16 protein-coding genes are annotated in these 16,977 nt (G+C 71.0%); 11 read left to right on the top strand and 5 right to left on the bottom strand.

What is annotated here, in order from left to right:
- Positions 1–6 precede the first annotated feature (6 nt).
- Both aroA and ACFPIH_RS44925 read right to left on the bottom strand, forming a co-directional pair.
- Positions 7–1,332 (bottom strand): 3-phosphoshikimate 1-carboxyvinyltransferase, encoded by a 1,326-nt coding sequence (gene aroA / locus ACFPIH_RS44930; protein ID WP_381164850.1) that lies wholly within the window; start codon positions 1,330–1,332, stop codon positions 7–9.
- Between the two features lie 110 nt (positions 1,333–1,442).
- Positions 1,443–2,165: a M50 family metallopeptidase gene (locus ACFPIH_RS44925; RefSeq protein WP_381164847.1), complete on the bottom strand. Its 723-nt coding sequence runs from the start codon at positions 2,163–2,165 to the stop codon at positions 1,443–1,445.
- Between the two features lie 116 nt (positions 2,166–2,281).
- Between ACFPIH_RS44925 and ACFPIH_RS44920 the strand changes: the two genes are divergently transcribed.
- The 10 genes from ACFPIH_RS44920 (at position 2,282) to ACFPIH_RS44875 (ending at position 12,267) form a co-directional block, all read left to right on the top strand.
- Complete coding sequence (locus ACFPIH_RS44920; RefSeq protein ID WP_381164844.1) at positions 2,282–3,097, top strand: SOS response-associated peptidase; 816 nt, start codon at positions 2,282–2,284, stop codon at positions 3,095–3,097.
- A gap of 1 nt (position 3,098) precedes the next feature.
- Entirely contained in the window at positions 3,099–3,728 is a 630-nt protein-coding gene (locus tag ACFPIH_RS44915; RefSeq protein WP_381164841.1) for an alpha/beta hydrolase family protein, read from the top strand.
- A gap of 244 nt (positions 3,729–3,972) precedes the next feature.
- Positions 3,973–4,656: an RNA polymerase sigma factor SigR gene (sigR, locus tag ACFPIH_RS44910; RefSeq protein ID WP_381165761.1), complete on the top strand. Its 684-nt coding sequence runs from the start codon at positions 3,973–3,975 to the stop codon at positions 4,654–4,656.
- Positions 4,653–4,964, top strand: a complete 312-nt coding sequence (rsrA, locus tag ACFPIH_RS44905) for a mycothiol system anti-sigma-R factor (protein WP_381164838.1) — start codon at positions 4,653–4,655, stop codon at positions 4,962–4,964. Before sigR ends, rsrA begins: the two co-directional genes overlap by 4 nt.
- 132 nt (positions 4,965–5,096) lie before the next feature.
- Positions 5,097–6,401 carry an HD-GYP domain-containing protein gene (locus ACFPIH_RS44900; protein ID WP_381164835.1) on the top strand — a complete coding sequence of 435 codons (1,305 nt, stop codon included), beginning with the start codon at positions 5,097–5,099 and terminating at the stop codon, positions 6,399–6,401.
- Positions 6,402–6,433: 32 nt separating this feature from the next.
- Positions 6,434–7,681 (top strand): HD-GYP domain-containing protein, encoded by a 1,248-nt coding sequence (locus tag ACFPIH_RS44895; protein ID WP_381164832.1) that lies wholly within the window; start codon positions 6,434–6,436, stop codon positions 7,679–7,681.
- Positions 7,682–7,775: 94 nt separating this feature from the next.
- The gene (locus ACFPIH_RS44890) at positions 7,776–8,756 is read left to right on the top strand and encodes a tetratricopeptide repeat protein (protein ID WP_381164829.1); all 981 of its coding nucleotides are present in this window, start codon (positions 7,776–7,778) and stop codon (positions 8,754–8,756) included.
- Between the two features lie 146 nt (positions 8,757–8,902).
- The gene (gene def / locus ACFPIH_RS44885) at positions 8,903–9,553 is read left to right on the top strand and encodes a peptide deformylase (RefSeq protein ID WP_381164827.1); all 651 of its coding nucleotides are present in this window, start codon (positions 8,903–8,905) and stop codon (positions 9,551–9,553) included.
- A 309-nt stretch (positions 9,554–9,862) separates the two neighbouring features.
- Complete coding sequence (gene cyc1, locus ACFPIH_RS44880) at positions 9,863–10,900, top strand: epi-isozizaene synthase (protein WP_381165759.1); 1,038 nt, start codon at positions 9,863–9,865, stop codon at positions 10,898–10,900.
- Complete coding sequence (locus ACFPIH_RS44875) at positions 10,897–12,267, top strand: bifunctional albaflavenone monooxygenase/terpene synthase (RefSeq protein ID WP_381164824.1); 1,371 nt, start codon at positions 10,897–10,899, stop codon at positions 12,265–12,267. Before cyc1 ends, ACFPIH_RS44875 begins: the two co-directional genes overlap by 4 nt.
- Positions 12,268–12,282: 15 nt before the next feature.
- Here the strand turns inward: ACFPIH_RS44875 and ACFPIH_RS44870 are convergent, their stop codons facing one another.
- On the bottom strand, positions 12,283–13,269 hold the full coding sequence (locus ACFPIH_RS44870) for a helix-turn-helix domain-containing protein (RefSeq protein WP_381164821.1): 987 nt from the start codon (positions 13,267–13,269) through the stop codon (positions 12,283–12,285).
- 93 nt (positions 13,270–13,362) lie between these two features.
- On the opposite strand from ACFPIH_RS44870, the gene ACFPIH_RS44865 reads away from it, so the two are divergent.
- Entirely contained in the window at positions 13,363–13,605 is a 243-nt protein-coding gene (locus ACFPIH_RS44865; protein WP_381164818.1) for a hypothetical protein, read from the top strand.
- Here ACFPIH_RS44865 and ACFPIH_RS44860 read toward each other — a convergent pair.
- Both ACFPIH_RS44860 and ACFPIH_RS44855 read right to left on the bottom strand, forming a co-directional pair.
- Positions 13,518–14,531, bottom strand: coding sequence for a ribonucleotide-diphosphate reductase subunit beta (locus ACFPIH_RS44860; protein WP_381164815.1), 1,014 nt, complete (start codon positions 14,529–14,531; stop codon positions 13,518–13,520). The two genes, ACFPIH_RS44865 and ACFPIH_RS44860, sit on opposite strands and share 88 nt — an antisense overlap.
- Positions 14,531–16,894 (bottom strand): ribonucleoside-diphosphate reductase subunit alpha, encoded by a 2,364-nt coding sequence (locus ACFPIH_RS44855; RefSeq protein ID WP_381164811.1) that lies wholly within the window; start codon positions 16,892–16,894, stop codon positions 14,531–14,533. Before ACFPIH_RS44855 ends, ACFPIH_RS44860 begins: the two co-directional genes overlap by 1 nt.
- Positions 16,895–16,977 lie beyond the last annotated feature (83 nt).

Below are 16,977 nucleotides of genomic sequence, written 5' to 3'. Positions count from 1 at the left end.
AGGCCCCTATACCCCGAGCATCCCGGTCCACAGGTCGGGGAAGTCCGGGAGGGTCTTCGCCGTCGTCGCCACGTTCTCGATCCGTACCCCCTCCACGGCCAGGCCGATGACCGCGCCGGCGGTCGCCATGCGGTGGTCGTCGTAGGTGTGGAAGGTCCCGCCGTGCAGCGGGCGCGGGCGGATGTGCAGACCGTCGGCCGACTCCGTGACGTCCCCGCCCAGCTCGTTGATCTCCTTGGTGAGCGCGGCGAGGCGGTCCGTCTCGTGCAGCCGCAGATGTGCCACGCCCCGCAGGGTGGACGGCGAGTCCGCGAGGGCGGCGACCGCCGCGATGCCCGGGGTCAGCTCGCCGACGTCGCCCAGGTCGACGTCGATGCCGTGGATCGAACCCGAACCGGTGAGGACCAGGCCGTAGTCCGTCAGCTCGCAGGAGCCGCCCATCTCGGTGAAGATCTCCCGCAGCCGGTCGCCCGGCTGGGTGGTACGGACCGGCCAGTCCGGGATCAGCACCCGGCCGCCCGTCACCAGCGCCGCCGCCAGGAACGGCTGGGCGTTCGACAGATCCGGCTCGACCGTCAGGTCCCGGCCGAGCAGCGCGCCCGGCGTCACCCGCCAGACGTTCGGCTCACCGCCCGACTCCGGGGTGTCCACCTGGGCGCCGACCGCGCGCAGCATGTCGACCGTCATCCGGATGTGGGGCAGCGAGGGGAGCGTCGAGCCGATGTGCCGGACCTCGACGCCCTGGTTGAAGCGCGGCGCGGAGAGCAGCAGCGCCGACACGAACTGGGACGACGAGGACGCGTCGATCTCCACCGGGCCGCCGTCCAGCGCGCCCGAGCCGTGCACGGTCAGCGGCAGCGCGCCCCGGTCGTCGTCGTCGATCCGGGCGCCCAGGACGCGGAGCGCGTCGATGACGCCGTGCAGGGGGCGCTCGTACGAGCGCGGGTCGCCGTCGAAGCGGATGTCGCCGTCGGCGAGGGCGGCGACCGGGGGGAGGAAGCGCATGACCGTGCCCGCGTTGCCGACGTCGACCGTGGCCGGGCCGTTGAGGCCGGTGGGGAGCACGCGCCAGGCCTCGCCGGTGCCGTCGGGGCCCACGCCCTCCTCGATCTGCACGCCCATCGCGCGCAGCGCGTCGGCCATCAGCAGGGTGTCGCGGGAGCGCAGGGGGCGGCGGAGCCAGCCGGGCTCGGAGGCGAGGGCGGCCAGGACGAGGGCGCGGTTCGTGACCGACTTCGACCCCGGCACGTGGACCGTCGCGTCGACGGCCTCGCTCGCGGTGGGGGCGGGCCAGAGGGCGGTGGCGGTGGTTTGTGCGGGGGTTTCGGGCATGCGGCTACTTTAGTGCCGGGGGCGGGTGCGGCGCCGTGGTGGCTCTCGCGCTCACGCGGCGGAGCCGCATATTGATACAGCCCCGCGCCCCTGAAGATCCAGGTCGGCTGTTACATCCCGAGTAGCCAGCGCCCCCCGCCCATCAGTGCGCACAGGCTCACCACGTGGAACAGGAACAGCCACATCCCCGCCGGAACATGCGTCAGGCGGGACAGCTGGTCCGCGTCCGAGTCGCCCGCTCCGCCCCGGCGGCGCTTGACCTGGAGCTCGAAAGCCGGGCGTACGCCGCCCAGCAGCAGGAACCACACCACCGCGAAGGCGAAGGCCGCCTGGACCTGGGGGCCCGCCAGCCAGGAGACCAGCAGGAAGGTGCCCCCGGTGAGGACCACCGTCAGGGCGCCGTACGCGTTGCGGATCATCACGAGCATCGCCACCAGCAGGGCGGTCGCCAGCCACAGCAGCAGGGTGATGCGGCCGGCGCCGAGGAGGGCCGCGCCGCCCAGGCCGAGGAGCGGGGGAGCGGTGTAGCCGGCCGCCGCCGTGAGGATCATGCCGAGGCCGTGCGGCTTGCCGCGGCTGACGGTCAGGCCGCTGGTGTCGGAGTGCAGCCGGATGCCGGTCAGCTGGCGGCCGGTCAGCAGCGCGACCAGGCCGTGGCCGCCCTCGTGGGCGATGGTGATGGCGTTGCGCGATATTCGCCACAGGTTGTGCGGGACCACGACCGCGAGGGCGGCGACGGCGGTGGCGAACACCACCCACAGGTCGGGGTCGGGCTGGGTGCCGACGAGACGGTCCCACAGGTCGGGCAGCGCGGTGGCGGCGGTGCTGTCCATGTTCGGAGGTGGCTCCCTCTCGTCGTATCCAATAGGTGTCGGCTAGGTGGCGGCGCGGAGCGCCGTCGTTGGGGGGTGGTGGTCGGGTGACGGGTGGGCCTGGCAGTGTGGCATGTATGTGCGGACGGTATGCAGCGAGTCGCAGGCCCGAGGATCTCGCAGGAGTCTTTGAGATCGAGAAGTGGGAGCCGGAGGAGACCCTGGAGCCCGACTACAACGTGGCGCCGACCAAGGAGGTCTACGCCGTCCTCGACCGTCCGTTGAAAGACGCCGAGGACCGGCGCCCGGTTCGGCAGCTGCGCAAGCTGAAGTGGGGGCTCGTGCCCTCCTGGGCCAAGTCGCCCGAGGGCGCCGCCCGGATGATCAACGCGCGGGCCGAGACCGTCGACGAGAAGCCGTCGTACCGCCGCGCCTTCACCACCCGGCGCTGCATCCTGCCCGCCGACGGCTACTTCGAGTGGGTCACCGCCAAGGACGAGCGGGAGCTGGAGGTCGAGGGGAAGAAGAAGCGGGCCCGCAAGCAGCCGTACTTCGTGCTGCCGGCCGACGGATCGGTGTTCGCCATGGCCGGTCTCTACGAGTTCTGGCGGGACCGGACCCTGCCCGACGACCATCCGCAGGCCTGGTGGGCGACCTGCTCGGTGATCACCACCGAGGCGGGGGCCACCCCGCTCGCGGTGGCCCCCGCCGACGGCCCGTACGCCCTAGCCGACATCCACCCCCGGATGCCCCTGATGCTCACCCCGGACCGCTGGGACTCCTGGCTGGACCCCTCCCGCACCGACCCCGACGACCTGCGTGCCCTCCTCGACCCCCCGCCGGCCGGCCTGATGCGCGCCTACCCGGTCTCCGTGGCCGTCAGCAACGTCCGCAACAACAGCCCGGAGCTGCTGAAGGAGCTGGAGGGGCCCGAGGAGGGCACACTCTTCTGACGTGAGCACCCAGATCGTTTCCACGGACGCGGGCGACGCCCGCATCACCTGGCACCGGGCGAAGCAGCCCCGCCTCGTCCTCGCCGTCAGCCACGGCGCCGGCGGCGGCATCGAGGCGCGCGACCTGAAGGCCCTCGCCGGGGTCCTCCCCGCGCACGGTGTCACCGTCGCGCTCGTCGAGCAGCCCTGGCGGGTGGCCGGCAGGAAGGTCGCGCCCGCGCCGAAGACACTCGACACCGGCTGGCGCGGGATCTGGCCGGCCGTCGCCGAACCCGGCCTCCCGGTGATCTCCGGCGGGCGCAGCGCGGGAGCCCGCGTGGCCTGCCGTACCGCCACCGAACTCGGCGCGCACGCCGTCCTCGCGCTGAGCTTCCCGCTGCACCCGCCGGGAAAGCCCGAGAAGTCCCGCGCCGACGAGCTGCTCGGCGCCGGCGTGCCCACGCTCGTCGTCCAGGGCGCCAACGACACCTTCGGCCGGCCGGACGAGTTCCCCGAGGGCGACTACGAACTCGTCGAGGTGCCGTACGGCGATCACGGCCTCGCCGTGCCCAAGCGCGCGGAGATCACGCAGGAGCAGGCCCTGGAGGCCGTCACGGCCGCAGTGGTGAAGTGGAGCGGGCCACTCGGGTAGGGGCTGGGAATGTGGAGGCAGCCCTCGCTGTTGTGGCGGACGTACGGCAAAGACGTTCGTAGGAGAGGAAGTCCGCCGCATGGGTTCCACCATTTGCCCGACCCGCAGCAGCCGCGCCGACCTGGACTGGACGGTGCTGCACGCGGCGAAGGCCACTCCTTTTGGAGCGGCGGCAGGTACCGCTCGTCGTCTATCCTCCGATTCTGGTGACATCGGCTTCGGTGCCACCCGGAATACTGAGGAGGTGGGTCCGGTCACCGGTACCGACGCAGGGACCGACAACGGCCAGGCGGAGCTGCCCGAGGGCCAGGGCGTCAGCGCGGAGTCGACCACGGAGCGCAGCGCGCGCTTCGAGCGGGACGCGCTCGAGTTCCTCGACCAGATGTACTCGGCCGCGCTGCGTATGACGCGCAACCCGGCCGACGCCGAGGACCTGGTGCAGGAGACGTACGCGAAGGCGTACGCGTCCTTCCACCAGTTCCGTGAGGGCACCAACCTGAAGGCCTGGCTGTACCGGATCCTCACCAACACCTTCATCAACTCGTACCGCAAGAAGCAGCGCGAGCCCCAGCGCAGTGCGGCCGAGGAGATCGAGGACTGGCAGCTGGCGCGCGCCGAGTCGCACATGTCGACCGGTCTGCGCTCCGCCGAGTCGCAGGCGCTCGACCACCTGCCCGACTCGGACGTGAAGGAAGCGCTCCAGGCCATCCCCGAGGAGTTCCGCATCGCCGTGTACCTCGCGGACGTCGAGGGCTTTGCGTACAAGGAGATCGCGGACATCATGGGGACCCCCATCGGTACGGTGATGTCCCGGCTGCACCGGGGTCGCCGTCAACTGCGCGGCATGCTCGAGGACTACGCCCGTGAGCGCGGACTGGTCCCGGCCGGCGCCGGAGAGTCGAACGAAGCGAAAGGCTCGGGGTCATGAGCTGCGGAGAGCCGCACGAGACGGATTGCAGTGAGGTTCTCGACCATCTCTACGAGTTCCTCGACAGCGAGATGCCGGAGGTGGACCGGGACAAGTTCAAGGTCCACTTCGACGAGTGCTCGCCGTGCCTGGAGAAGTACGGGCTCGAGGAAGCCGTGAAGAAGCTGGTCAAGCGGTGCTGCGGGCATGACGACGTGCCGATCGACCTGCGCGCCAAGGTCCTCGGGCGGCTCGACCTGATCCGCTCCGGGCAGACCGTCCCCGAGCACGACGTGACCGCCGCTCCGGTGACTCCGCAGGAGTCCTGAGTCCGAGAGCCGCACGGCCCGGCAAACCGGGCACCGTCACTCGAATGTGCTAATCCGCGGGTGATACGCCCGCGCCGCCACCTCACGCCACCCTAGGCTCCGAAGCCTTGACGGGCGGGCTGGGGAGGCGTGATGGAGGGAGTGCCGGCGCGGGCGCGCGCCTATGTCGCCTGTGCCGTGCTCGGCGCCCTGCTCTGTCTCTCCCCGCTCACCGCCGCGCGCCCGCCCTGGTGGGCCGTGGGGCTGCTGGCGGCCCTGTACGCCGGGGGAGAGCAGATCGCCCGGCGGCGGTTCGCCGGGACCTTCTGCCCCGCGCTGCTCGCCGCGGCCTTCCTGCTGTCGCCGGCCGCCGCCGCGCTCGTACCGCTGCCCGGGGCCCTGCTCTCGCCCGTCGAGCAGGGCCCCTTCGTGCTGCGCCGGATCTGGCGCGCCGCCCAGTCCTCGATCGGGGTGTGGGCGGCGGCCGGGGTGCACGGGGTGCTCGGCGGGCAGCGGGCGGTGGCCGCCTCCGAGCTGCCGTACGCGCTGGTCCCGGCGGGTGCGGCCGTCCTCGTCCTCTGCGCGGCGCACGCCGTCCTCGACGGCGGGATGTTCTGGCTGGCCGAGGGGCTGCCGCCGCGGAAGGTCTGCCGGGGGCTGTTCCTGCGCTCCCTCGCGCCCCTGGCCGTGCACGGTCTCGCCGCGCTGATGATGGCCGTCCTGTGGCGCAGCCCCTACGGGCCGGTCGCCGCGCTGCTCGTGCTGTTCCCGATCGGCGTCTCGTGGTGGGTGTTCGCGCAGTACCACCGGGAGCGGGCCGCGCACCGGGCGACCATCCGCGCGCTCGTGCAGGCCGTCGACATCAAGGACGAGTACACGCGCGGGCACGGCGAACGCGTCGGCCGGGCCTCCATGATGATCGCGCGCGAACTCGGCATGGACGAGGGCCGGGTGGAGATGCTGCGGCTCGCCGGGATCCTGCACGACGTCGGCAAGCTCGGCGTGCCCACCCGGCTGCTGCGCAAGGACGGACCGCTGACGCCCGAGGAACGGCGCGTCATCGAACTGCACCCCGAGTACGGGCACGAGATCACCCGGGGCATCTCCTTCCTCGGCGAGGCCCGCTCGGCGATCCTCCACCACCACGAGCGGATCGACGGCAGTGGCTACCCCTACGGGCTGGTGGGCCGTCAGATCCCGGAGCCGGCCCGGGTGGTGGCCGTCGCGGACGCCTTCGACGCGATGACCTCCACCCGCTGCTACCAGCGGGCCCGGCCCGTGCCGGCCGCCCTGGAGGAGCTGTACCGGTGCGCGGGGCGGCAGTTCGACCCCGAGATGGTCGACGCCCTGGTGCGGGCGATCGGCCGGGACGGCTGGCATCCGGCGGTGACGGCCGACGAGAACCTCCCGACGGTCCCCGCACCGACCGTCCCCGACCGCCCCGGGGTGACCCGATGAACCGCGGTGGTCTGATGAACCGCGGTGAATCGATGAACCGCCGCGCTCTGCACACCGCCGCCGCCCTGCTCGCCGCCGTCTCCCTCCTCGTCACCCTCCGCACCGGCGTCGAGGAGCGGGCCGTCGCCCTCGCCTTCGGGATGCTCGTGGCCGTCGGCGAGCTGGCCCGGTGGAACGGGCCGGGGCTGCGCGAGGCCGCGCCGCTCGGCGCCGCCGGATCGCTGGCGTACGCGCTGCTCGGCGAGCACGCCGGACACCCCACGCACCACGGCGTCGCCCAGGCCGTGTCGGTGGTGGCCACCGCCTCCCTGCTCGGCTCTGTTCCGCACCTGGCGCGCGGCCGGGCGCCCGTCCTCGACCACCTGGTCCGCCGGGTCCTCGCCGTGGGCTTCGCCGCCGTCTGCTTCCAGCCGCTCTACAACCACGGCGCGTTCGACCGCTGGCGCGGCCCGCTGTACGCCCTGCTCCTGCTGGCCCTGCTCGTGCTGACCGTGCTGTGCGACGCCGTGGTCGCCGCCGCGCTGGCCCGCTCCCGCACCGGATGGCCCTACGCCCCCCTGCTCCGCGACGAGCTGCGGGCAGTGCCCGGGATCGGCTCCGCGGTGTGCGCGACCGGCGCGGTGATGGCGCTCGCGGTCGCCGTCGTCGGGCTGTGGGCGCTGCCCGTGTTCTCCGTCCCGCTGCTGCTCACCCAGCTGTCCCTGCGCCGGTACGCCGCCGTCCGCGCCACCTACCGGCAGACCATCGCCTCCCTCGCCCGGGCCACCGAGATCGCCGGCTACACCCCGGCCGGACACGCCCGCCGGGTCGCCGCCCTCAGCCAGGCGGTCGGCCGCGACCTGGGCCTTTCCGAGCCCGAGCTCACCGTCCTGGAGTACGCCGCCCTCATGCACGACATCGGCCAGCTCAGCCTCGTCGACCCGGTACCGGCCGGCGCCACCGCGGGCCTCCCGGCGGCCGAGCAGCGGCGGATCGCGCTGCTCGGCGGGGCCGTCGTACGGCAGACCGGCGCGAGCGCCCAGGTCGCGACGGTCGTCGAACGGCAGGCCGACCCCTACCCGGAGCAGCCGGTGGCCGCCCGTATCGTCCGGGTGGTCAACGCGTACGAGGAGAAAGTGCGGGAAGCCGGTCCCGGTGGGCCTCTCACCGCTCTGGAGGAACTGCGCCTCGGCACCGGCGGGGAGTACGCGCCGGACGTCGTGGAGGCCCTGGCCAGGGTGTTGTCCGGGGGTTGCCTGGGGTTGCCTTACCTTGCCCAGGGGTGGGTAACCCATGGGTAATGAGCGGCCTTCCAGCCACACGTGGTTGGATGCGAGGGAGAGAGTGTCCGGGGGCACTGGCCAGCCCACACCACGGAACTGGCAGGCGGGAATAGTGAGGATCTTCGGCAAGGGACGGCACCGGCCCTCCGCCTCCTGGCGGCAGGCCACGGACCGCGCGTTCACGCTGATCGGCGACGGACGGTACGAGGATGCGGGCGCGCTGCTGACACGTGCCGCCGATCTGGAGCCCTGGCTGTCGGAGTCCTGGTTCAACCTCGCCCTGCTGCACAAGTTCCGGCACGACTGGGAGCAGGCCCGCACCGCGGGCCTGCGCGCCGTGGCCCTCCTCGACCGGGAGACCGGCGCCCCCGACTGGTGGAACGTCGGTATCGCCGCCACCGCCCTCCAGGACTGGCCGCTGGCCCGCCGCGCCTGGCAGGCATACGGGCTGCATGTGCCGGGCAGCGGGACCGGCTCCGGCGAGCCGGTCGGCATGGACCTCGGCAGCGCGGCCGTACGGCTGTCCCCGGAGGGGGAGGCGGAGGTGGTGTGGGGGCGGCGGCTCGACCCCGCCCGGATCGAGGTGCTCTCGATCCCGCTGCCGTCGTCCGGGCGGCGCTGGGGCGAGGTCGTGCTGCACGACGGCGTCCCGCACGGTGAGCGGACGACCTCCACCGGGCACTCCTACCCCGTCTTCGACGAGATCGAGCTGTGGGCTCCTTCGCCGGTGCCGACCTGGGTGGTGCTGCTGGAAGCGGCCACGGAGGCCGACCGGGACGCGCTGGAGCAGCTGGCCGCGGACGCGGGGTTCGCGGCGGAGGACTGGTCGTCGTCGGTGCGGTTGCTGTGCCGGATGTGTTCCGAGTCGCGGATGCCGTCGGACGAGGGGGACGGTGAGCATCTCGATCCGCACGATCACAGTGAGCCGGGGCATCCGGGGCCGCTGGGTCATCGGACCGATGGGCAGCTGTGGGTACCCGAGCGGGAGTGCGGCGTCGCCGCCCCGGCCTCGTTGGTTCGGGGGCTGTTGGACGGCTGGGTCGCGGACAGCCCGGATTCCAGGGGCTGGCGGGACCTGGAAGAGGTCTGCTGATCGTTCGGCTGCGGGTTCGTCGTGGCTGGTCGCGCCCACGCGGCGGAGCCGCACATCGAAACTGCCCGCGCCCCTTAGGGGCGCGGCCCCCGTACCCTGTATCCGCATCACACCCCTGGTTTTTCTGAGGAAGGCATACGTCGGACATGGCGCAGCAGGACACCGATCAGCAGCACGCGGGCGTGCTCCCCGTGGACGACGAGGGCTTCGTCATCGACACCGAGGAGGCGGCGGAGCGGGAGCTGGCGTATCGCGAGCGCGGTACCTCGCGGCCGATCACGGTCGTCGGCAACCCGGTGCTCCACAAGGAGTGCAAGGACGTCACCGAGTTCGGTGACGAGCTCCAGCAACTGGTCGCGGACATGTTCGCCTCGCAGCACACCGCCGAGGGCGTCGGCCTCGCCGCCAACCAGATCGGCGTCGACCTGAAGGTCTTCGTGTACGACTGCCCGGACGACGAGGGCAAGCGGCACACCGGCGTCGTCTGCAACCCCAAGCTGGTCGAACTGCCCGCCGACCGGCGCCGGCTGGACGACAGCAACGAGGGCTGTCTCTCGGTGCCCACCGCCTACGCGCCGCTCGCCCGCCCCGACTACGCCGAGGTGACCGGGCAGGACGAGCGGGGCAACGCGGTCAAGGTGCGCGGCACGGGCTACTTCGCTCGGTGTTTGCAGCACGAGACCGACCATCTGTACGGGTACCTGTACATCGACCGGCTGTCCAAGCGCGAACGCAAGGACGCCCTGCGGCAGATGGCCGAGAACGAGCCCCGCTATCCCGTGGTCGCCAACGACTGAACCACGCCAGATCACCCGCGACGCCCGGCCGGAACCTTCCCGGTCGGGCGTCGTTCGTATGTCCGTCGGACGTTCGATCGCTTATGCACATCCGCTGATCCATAACCAGTCGGCCGGGGGTGGATTCTCAGCACGTTGGGGTAGTGAATGAAGCAAATCCGTTCCCAGAACGGTCAGTTGTAGTGCTGAATGGGAACTGCGGGGATACGCAACGGCGCACGCCCGGCACGGCGGGAGGGGCGTGCACCCACTGGCGGCTGAGAGGGGTTGTTCGTGCCAGCTTTCCCATACAGCACCACATACCGCACCATGACGACGGTGGCCGCGCCCGCGGTCCCGCCCTCGCTCTCTCTTCCGGTCATCGAGGCGGCCTTTCCCCGGCAACTGCATCCGTATTGGCCCCGGCTCCAGGAGAACACCCGCTCCTGGCTGCTGGAAAAACGCCTCATGCCGGTGGACAAGGTCGAAGAATATGCCGACGGACTGTGCTACACGGACCTGATGGCGGGCTACTACCTCGGTGCCTCCGACGAGGTTCTGCAGGCGATAGCCGACTACAGCGCATGGTTCTTCGTCTGGGACGACCGGCACGACCGTGACGTGGTCCACGGCCGTACCGCGGCCTGGCGGCGACTCAGGTTCCGCTTGCACGCGGCCCTGGACGCCCCGGCCGATCACCTGCGCGACCCGGATCCGCTGGTCGCCGGGTTCGCGGACAGTGTGAGCCGGCTCTTCGCCTTCCTCCCGGACACCTGGAACGCGCGGTTCGCCCGCCATTTCCACACCGTGATCGAGGCGTACGACAAGGAATTCCGCAACCGCGTCGAAGGACGGATTCCCGGAGTCGATGAATACCTCGCGCTGCGCCGGCTCACCTTCGCGCACTGGATCTGGACCGACCTCCTGGAACTGGGTGCGGGTCATGAACTCCCGGACTCGGTACGAAAAAATCCGGCTTTTCGGCGCGCGGCCCTGCTGAGTCAGGATTTCGCCGCGTTGTACAACGACCTCTGCTCGCTCCCCAAGGAAATAGCGGGCGACGAGGTGCACAATCTCGGAATCAGTCTCATCACCCACGAGGGACTGACCCTGGAAGAAGCGGTGCACGAACTCAGGCGACGCGTCGAGAAATGCATAACAGAATTCCTCGCCGTCGAGCCCGACGTGCTGCGGCTCGCCGACCGGATATCCGACGGTCCTGCCGTACGCGCCTGCCTCGCGAATATGCGGAACTGGTTCAGTTCCGTCTACTGGTTCCACCACGAATCCGGCCGGTACATGGTCGACAGCTGGGACGACCGGTCCACGCCCCCGTACGTCAGCAACGAAGCGGCAGGTGAGAAATGACCGTCGAGTCCGTGAAGCCCACCACCCGAGAGGCTTCCGAACCGTGTGAGCCACCCGTGGCCGGTGGCGGAGTGCCACTGCTCGGCCACGGCTGGCGGCTGGCCCGCCAACCGCTGGCCTTCCTGGCCCAGCTGCGCGACCACGGCGACGTGGTCCGCCTCAGGCTCGGCCCCAAGACGGTGTACGCCGTCACCTCCCCGGAGCTGACCGGCGCCCTGGCGCTCAGCCCCGACTACATCATCGCCGGCCCCCTCTGGGAGTCCCTGGAGAGCCTGCTCGGCAAGGAGGGCGTGGCCACGGCCAACGGCCCGCTCCACCGCCGCCAGCGGCGTACCATCCAGCCCGCGTTCCGGCTCGACGCCATCCCCGGCTACGGGCCGATCATGGAGGAGGAGGCGCACGCCCTCGTCGAGCGCTGGAGCAGGGGCGAGGTGCTCGACGTCACCGCCGAGTCCTTCCGGGTGTCCGTGCGGATCTCCGCGCGCTGTCTGATGCGCGGCAGCTACATGGACGCCCGCGCCGAGCGCATCACATCCGCGCTCGCCACCCTGTTCGCCGGTATGTACCAGCGCATGGTGGTACCCCTCGGCCCGCTTTATCGGGTACCGGTTCCGGCCAACCGCGAATTCAACCGCGCCTTGGCCGATCTGCACCTCCTCGTCGACGAGATCGTCGCGGACCGCCGGGCATCCGGTCAAAAGCCGGACGATTTGCTGACGGCTTTGCTGGAGGCGAAGGACGACAATGGCGACCCGATCGGGGAACAGGAGATCCACGACCAGGTCATCGCGATACTCACCCCGGGCAGCGAAACCGTCGGCTCGTTGGTCATGTCGCTGCTCCTCGTCCTCACCGAGCACCCGGATCAGGCCGACAAGATCCGCGCGGAGGTGAGAAACGTCGTAGGTGACCGGCCGGTCGCATTCGACGACGTCCGAAAGCTGCGGCACACGGCCAATGTCGTGGTCGAGACCATGCGGCTGCGCCCGGCCGTATGGATATTGACCCGGCGGGCGGTGACCGAGACGGAGCTCGGCGGATACCGCATTCCCGCCGGAGCCGACATCGTCTACAGCCCGTACGCGATCCAGCGCGATCCGCGGTCGTACGAGCGGAACGAGGAGTTCGATCCCGACCGCTGGCTTCCGGGCCGCACGGAGTCGGTGCCGAAGTACGCCATGGCGCCGTTCAGCGTCGGCAACCGCAAGTGTCCGAGCGACCACTTCTCGATGGCGGAGCTCACACTGATCGCGGCGGTGGTGGCGAACGCGTTCCGCTTCGAGCACGCGCCGGGCTCCGATCCCCGGCCACGCAACGGCATCACGCTCCGGCCGCGCCGGCTGCTGCTGCGGGCGCGGCCGGTGTGAGACCGGGGGTCCGTCTCAGGCGACGGCCTCGCGGTCCTCGGGGCTCCCCGGGCCCCGGAAGGTGCGCCGGTAGGCGTTCGGGGTCGTCCCCAGGGACCGTACGAACTGATGGCGCAGGGCGCCCGCCGTGCCGAACCCGGTGCGCCAGGCGATCGCGTCCATCGTCTCGTCCGTGCCCTCCAGCAGGCGCTGGGCCAGCAGCACCCGCTGGCGCAGCAGCCATCGGTAGGGGGTGGTGCCCGTCTCCTGCTGGAAGCGGCGGGCGAAGGTGCGCGGGGCCATGTGGGCGCGGACGGCGAGCTGCTCGACCGTGACGTCCTGGTCGAGGTGTTCCTCCATCCACGCCAGCACCCCGCCCACCGTGTCGCAGGAGGACCGGGGCAGTGGCCGCGCGATGTACTGCGCCTGGCCACCGTCCCGGTGCGGCGGTACGACCATCCGCCGGGCGATGCCGTTGGCCACCTCCGGCCCCTGCTCCTTGCGCACGATGTGCAGACAGGCGTCGATCCCCGCGGCCGTGCCCGCCGAGGTGATCACCGAGGCGTCGTCGACATAGAGGACGTCCGGTTCGACGAGCGTCCGGGGAAACCGGCGGGCCAGCACGTCCGCGTGCCGCCAGTGCACGGCGCAGCGCCGCCCGTCGAGGAGGCCCGCGGCGCCCAGCACGAACACTCCCGAGCAGACGCTGAGCACCCGGGCACCCCGGTCCACGGCCCGGCGCAGCGCGTCGAGCAGCTCGGGCGGGAACGCGCGGTCGACGTTCCCGTCCGAGGCAGGCACGGCGATCAGGTCGGCCTCCTCCAGCCGGTCCAGACCGTACGGCGTGGAGACGGTGAGTCCGCCGACATGGGTGCCCAGGACCGGGCCCTCCGCCGACACCACCGCGAAGTCGTACACGGGCAGGCCCTCGTCGCTGCGGTCGAGGCCGAAGACCTCGCAGACGACACCGAGCTCGAAAGGATGCACACCGTCGAGCAGGACGGCGGCCACGTTCTTCAGCATGCTTCCAGTGTGCACCCGATGTGGCAGGAATTTGAAGGTGTACGGCAGTCCTGCCACTCCCGGTCAGGAGTGTCCGGCGGGACAGTGGTGTCCATGAACACGAACCAGATCGAAGGCCTCATCGGAATGCTCCTGGTCCTCGGGATCCTCGTCCTCCTGGTCCTCCCCTCCCTGCCCGGCATCGTGCGCGACAGGCGCGCCGACCGGCAGATCAGGGAGGCCCGGGCGAAGAGGGAGTCCCAGGACGGTCAGAAGTCCTCGTCCAGGTCGACGGTGCCCTCCACCGCCACCTGGTACGCCGACGGACGCCGCTCGAAGAAGTTGGTCAGCTCCTGAACACCCTGGAGCTCCATGAAGGAGAACGGGTTCTCCGAGCCGTACACCGGGGCGAAGCCGAGGCGCGTGAGGCGCTGGTCGGCGACGCACTCCAGGTACTGCCGCATGGAGTCGGTGTTCATCCCCGGGAGGCCGTCGCCGCACAGGTCACGGGCGAACTGCAGCTCGGCCTCGACGGCCTCCCGCAGCATGTCCGTCACCTCCTGCCGGAGCTGGTCGTCGAAGAGGTCCGGCTCCTCCTTGCGGACGGTGTCGACCACGTCGAACGCGAAGCTCATGTGCATGGTCTCGTCCCGGAACACCCAGTTGGTGCCGGTGGCGAGGCCGTGCAGCAGACCACGGCTGCGGAACCAGTAGACGTACGCGAAGGCGCCGTAGAAGAACAGACCCTCGATGCACGCGGCGAAGCAGATGAGGTTGAGCAGGAAGCGGCGGCGGTCGGCGCGGGACTCCAGCCGGTCCAGCTTCTCCACCTCGTTGATCCACTTGAAGCAGAACCCGGCCTTCTCGCGGATGGACGGGATGTTCTCCACGGCGTCGAAGGCGGCGGTGCGGTCCTCCGGATCGGGCAGATAGGTGTCCAGGAGGGTCAGATAGAACTGGACGTGCACGGCCTCCTCGAACAGCTGGCGCGACAGATACAGGCGCGCCTCCGGGGAGTTGATGTGCTTGTACAGCGTCAGCACCAGGTTGTTCGCCACGATCGAGTCGCCCGTCGCGAAGAACGCGACCAGCCGGCCGATCAGGTGCTGCTCGGACGGGGTGAGCTTGGCGAGGTCGGAGACGTCCGAGTGGAGGTCGACCTCCTCGACGGTCCAGGTGTTCTTGATGGCGTCCCGGTAGCGCTCGTAGAAGTCCGGGTAGCGCATGGGACGCAGCGTCAGCTCGAAGCCCGGGTCGAGGAGATGGGTGTTACGGGTGGACATTACTGGCATGCCTCGCAGGACTCGGGGTTCTCAAGGGAGCAGGCGACCGCGTCGGGGTCGGCTGCCTGCTGTACGGGGATGGTGGCCTGTGCGGCGCGGGCGATCCGGGTCGCCGGGCGCGAGCGCAGGTAGTACGTCGTCTTCAGGCCCGCCTTCCAGGCGTACGCGTACATCGAGGAGAGCTTGCCGATGGTCGGCGTCTCCAGGAACAGGTTCAGGGACTGCGCCTGGTCCAGGTACGGGGTGCGGGCGGCGGCCATGTCGATCAGACCGCGCTGCGGGATCTCCCACGCCGTGCGGTACAGCTGCCGTACGTCCTCGGGGATCCAGACGAAGTCCTGCACCGAGCCGTTCGCCTCGCGCAGCGCCTCCCGGGTACGGGCGTCCCAGACGCCCAGCCTCTTGAGCTCCTCCACCAGATACGAGTTGACCTGGAGGAACTCACCGGACAGCGTCTCGCGCTTGAACAGGTTGGACACCTGCGGCTCGATGCACTCGTAGACACCGGCGATCGAGGCGATGGTGGCGGTGGGGGCGATGGCCAGCAGCAGGGAGTTGCGCAGTCCGGTGGCCGCGATCCGCTCGCGCAGCGCCGCCCAGCGCTCCGGCCAGGTGAACTCGACGCCGTAGTGGTCGGGGTGCAGTACTCCGCGCGCGGTACGGGTCTGCTCCCAGGCCGGCAGCGGGCCGTCGCGCTCGGCCAGGTCGGCGGAGGCCTCGTACGCGGCGAGCATGACGCGCTCGGCGATCCGGGTGGAGAGCGCCCGGGCCTGCGGGGAGTCGAAGGGCATCCGCAGCTTGAAGAAGACGTCCTGGAGGCCCATCGCGCCGAGACCGACCGGCCGCCACCTGGCGTTGGAGCGGCCCGCCTGCTCGGTCGGGTAGAAGTTGATGTCGACGACCCGGTCCAGGAAGGTGACGGCGGTGCGGACGGTGTCGTCCAGCCGCTCCCAGTCGATGTCCCCGTCGCTCACGAAGGCACCGAGGTTCACGGACCCCAGGTTGCAGACGGCCGTCTCGCCGTCGTTCGTCACCTCCAGGATCTCCGTGCAGAGGTTGGAGGAGTGGATCACCGCGCCCGGCTCGGCGGTCTGGTTGGCGGTGCGGTTGGCCGCGTCCTTGAAGGTCATCCAGCCGTTGCCGGTCTGCGCGAGGGTGCGCATCATCCGGCCGTACAGGTCACGGGCCGGGATGGTCTTCTTCGCGAGCCCGGCCGCCTCCGCCCTCCGGTACGCGGCGTCGAACTCGTCGCCCCACAGGTCGACCAGCTCGGGCACGTCGGAGGGCGAGAACAGCGACCAGGTGCCGTCCTCGTTCACCCGGCGCATGAACTCGTCCGGGATCCAGTGCGCGAGGTTCAGGTTGTGCGTACGGCGGGCGTCCTCACCGGTGTTGTCGCGCAGCTCCAGGAACTCCTCGATGTCGGAGTGCCAGGTCTCCAGGTAGACCGCCGCCGCGCCCTTGCGCCGCCCGCCCTGGTTCACGGCGGCGACGGAGGCGTCCAGCGTCTTGAGGAACGGCACGATGCCGTTGGAGTGGCCGTTGGTGCCGCGGATCAGCGAACCACGGCTGCGGATCCGGGAGTACGACAGACCGATGCCGCCGGCGTGCTTCGAGAGCCGGGCCACCTGGTGGTAGCGGTCGTAGATGGAGTCCAGCTCGTCGATTGGGGAGTCGAGAAGGTAGCAGGACGACATCTGGGGGTGCCGGGTACCGGAGTTGAAGAGCGTGGGGGAGGACGGCAGGTAGTCGAGCCGGCTCATGAGCCCGTAGAGCGCGGCGACTTCGTCGACGGAGCGCGGGCTGTCGTCCTCGGCGAGGCCGGCCGCGACGCGCAGCAGGAAGTGCTGGGGCGTCTCGACGACCTTGCGGGTGTGGGGGTGCCGCAGGAGGTAGCGGCTGTGCAGGGTGCGCAGGCCGAAGTAGCCGAAGCGGTCGTCGGCGCCGGTGTCGACCAGCGCGTTCAGCCGGGCCGCGTGCAGCCGTACGAACGCGGCGGTGCGGTCGGCGATCAGGCCCTCGCGGTGGCCGACGGCGACGGACTCGGTGAACGAGGTCACGCCCTGGGAGGCGGCCTCCGCGGCGACGCCGATCGTCAGCAGCCGGGCGGCCAGCTTCGAGTAGGCGGGGTCCTCGGAGATCAGGCCGGCCGCCGCCTCCGTGGCCAGCTCGCGCAGCTCGGCGTTGACCTCGTCGAGGGCTCCCCGGGCGGACCGGCCGCGCAGTGCGGCGGCGGCGACCCGGCCGGGGTCCGCGTCGGGGAGGTCGGCGGTCAGCTCGGTCAGGGTCCGCAGCAACGCGGTCCCGGGACCGTCGGTGTCCAGCTGGATGGCTGAAGCCGGATCGGCTGGCGCGATGGTCACGTGGGGGCTCTCCCTCGCTCGGCTGGGGGCCTGGCGGAGGGCAGGGGCAGCACACGAGCGCACGGGGCGTCGCGTCCACCGGC

The organism is Streptomyces vulcanius (assembly GCF_042653945.1).
In the GTDB taxonomy this organism is placed as follows: domain Bacteria; phylum Actinomycetota; class Actinomycetes; order Streptomycetales; family Streptomycetaceae; genus Streptomyces; species Streptomyces mangrovi.
This window is presented reverse-complemented; position numbering and strand designations above follow the sequence as displayed.

What these genes read in the sequence shown, in the direction of transcription:
- ACFPIH_RS44920 (WP_381164844.1), top strand. Translation starts at nt 2,282, where the DNA reads ATGTGCGGACGGTATGCAGCGAGTCGCAGGCCCGAGGATCTCGCAGGA.
- rsrA (WP_381164838.1), top strand. Translation starts at nt 4,653, where the DNA reads ATGAGCTGCGGAGAGCCGCACGAGACGGATTGCAGTGAGGTTCTCGAC.
- ACFPIH_RS44860 (WP_381164815.1), bottom strand. Translation starts at nt 14,531, where the DNA reads ATGTCCACCCGTAACACCCATCTCCTCGACCCGGGCTTCGAGCTGACG.
- def (WP_381164827.1), top strand. Translation starts at nt 8,903, where the DNA reads ATGGCGCAGCAGGACACCGATCAGCAGCACGCGGGCGTGCTCCCCGTG.
- ACFPIH_RS44895 (WP_381164832.1), top strand. Translation starts at nt 6,434, where the DNA reads ATGAACCGCCGCGCTCTGCACACCGCCGCCGCCCTGCTCGCCGCCGTC.
- aroA (WP_381164850.1), bottom strand. Translation starts at nt 1,332, where the DNA reads ATGCCCGAAACCCCCGCACAAACCACCGCCACCGCCCTCTGGCCCGCC.
- ACFPIH_RS44870 (WP_381164821.1), bottom strand. Translation starts at nt 13,269, where the DNA reads ATGCTGAAGAACGTGGCCGCCGTCCTGCTCGACGGTGTGCATCCTTTC.
- ACFPIH_RS44875 (WP_381164824.1), top strand. Translation starts at nt 10,897, where the DNA reads ATGACCGTCGAGTCCGTGAAGCCCACCACCCGAGAGGCTTCCGAACCG.
- cyc1 (WP_381165759.1), top strand. Translation starts at nt 9,863, where the DNA reads ATGACGACGGTGGCCGCGCCCGCGGTCCCGCCCTCGCTCTCTCTTCCG.
- ACFPIH_RS44925 (WP_381164847.1), bottom strand. Translation starts at nt 2,165, where the DNA reads ATGGACAGCACCGCCGCCACCGCGCTGCCCGACCTGTGGGACCGTCTC.
- ACFPIH_RS44900 (WP_381164835.1), top strand. Translation starts at nt 5,097, where the DNA reads ATGGAGGGAGTGCCGGCGCGGGCGCGCGCCTATGTCGCCTGTGCCGTG.
- ACFPIH_RS44865 (WP_381164818.1), top strand. Translation starts at nt 13,363, where the DNA reads ATGAACACGAACCAGATCGAAGGCCTCATCGGAATGCTCCTGGTCCTC.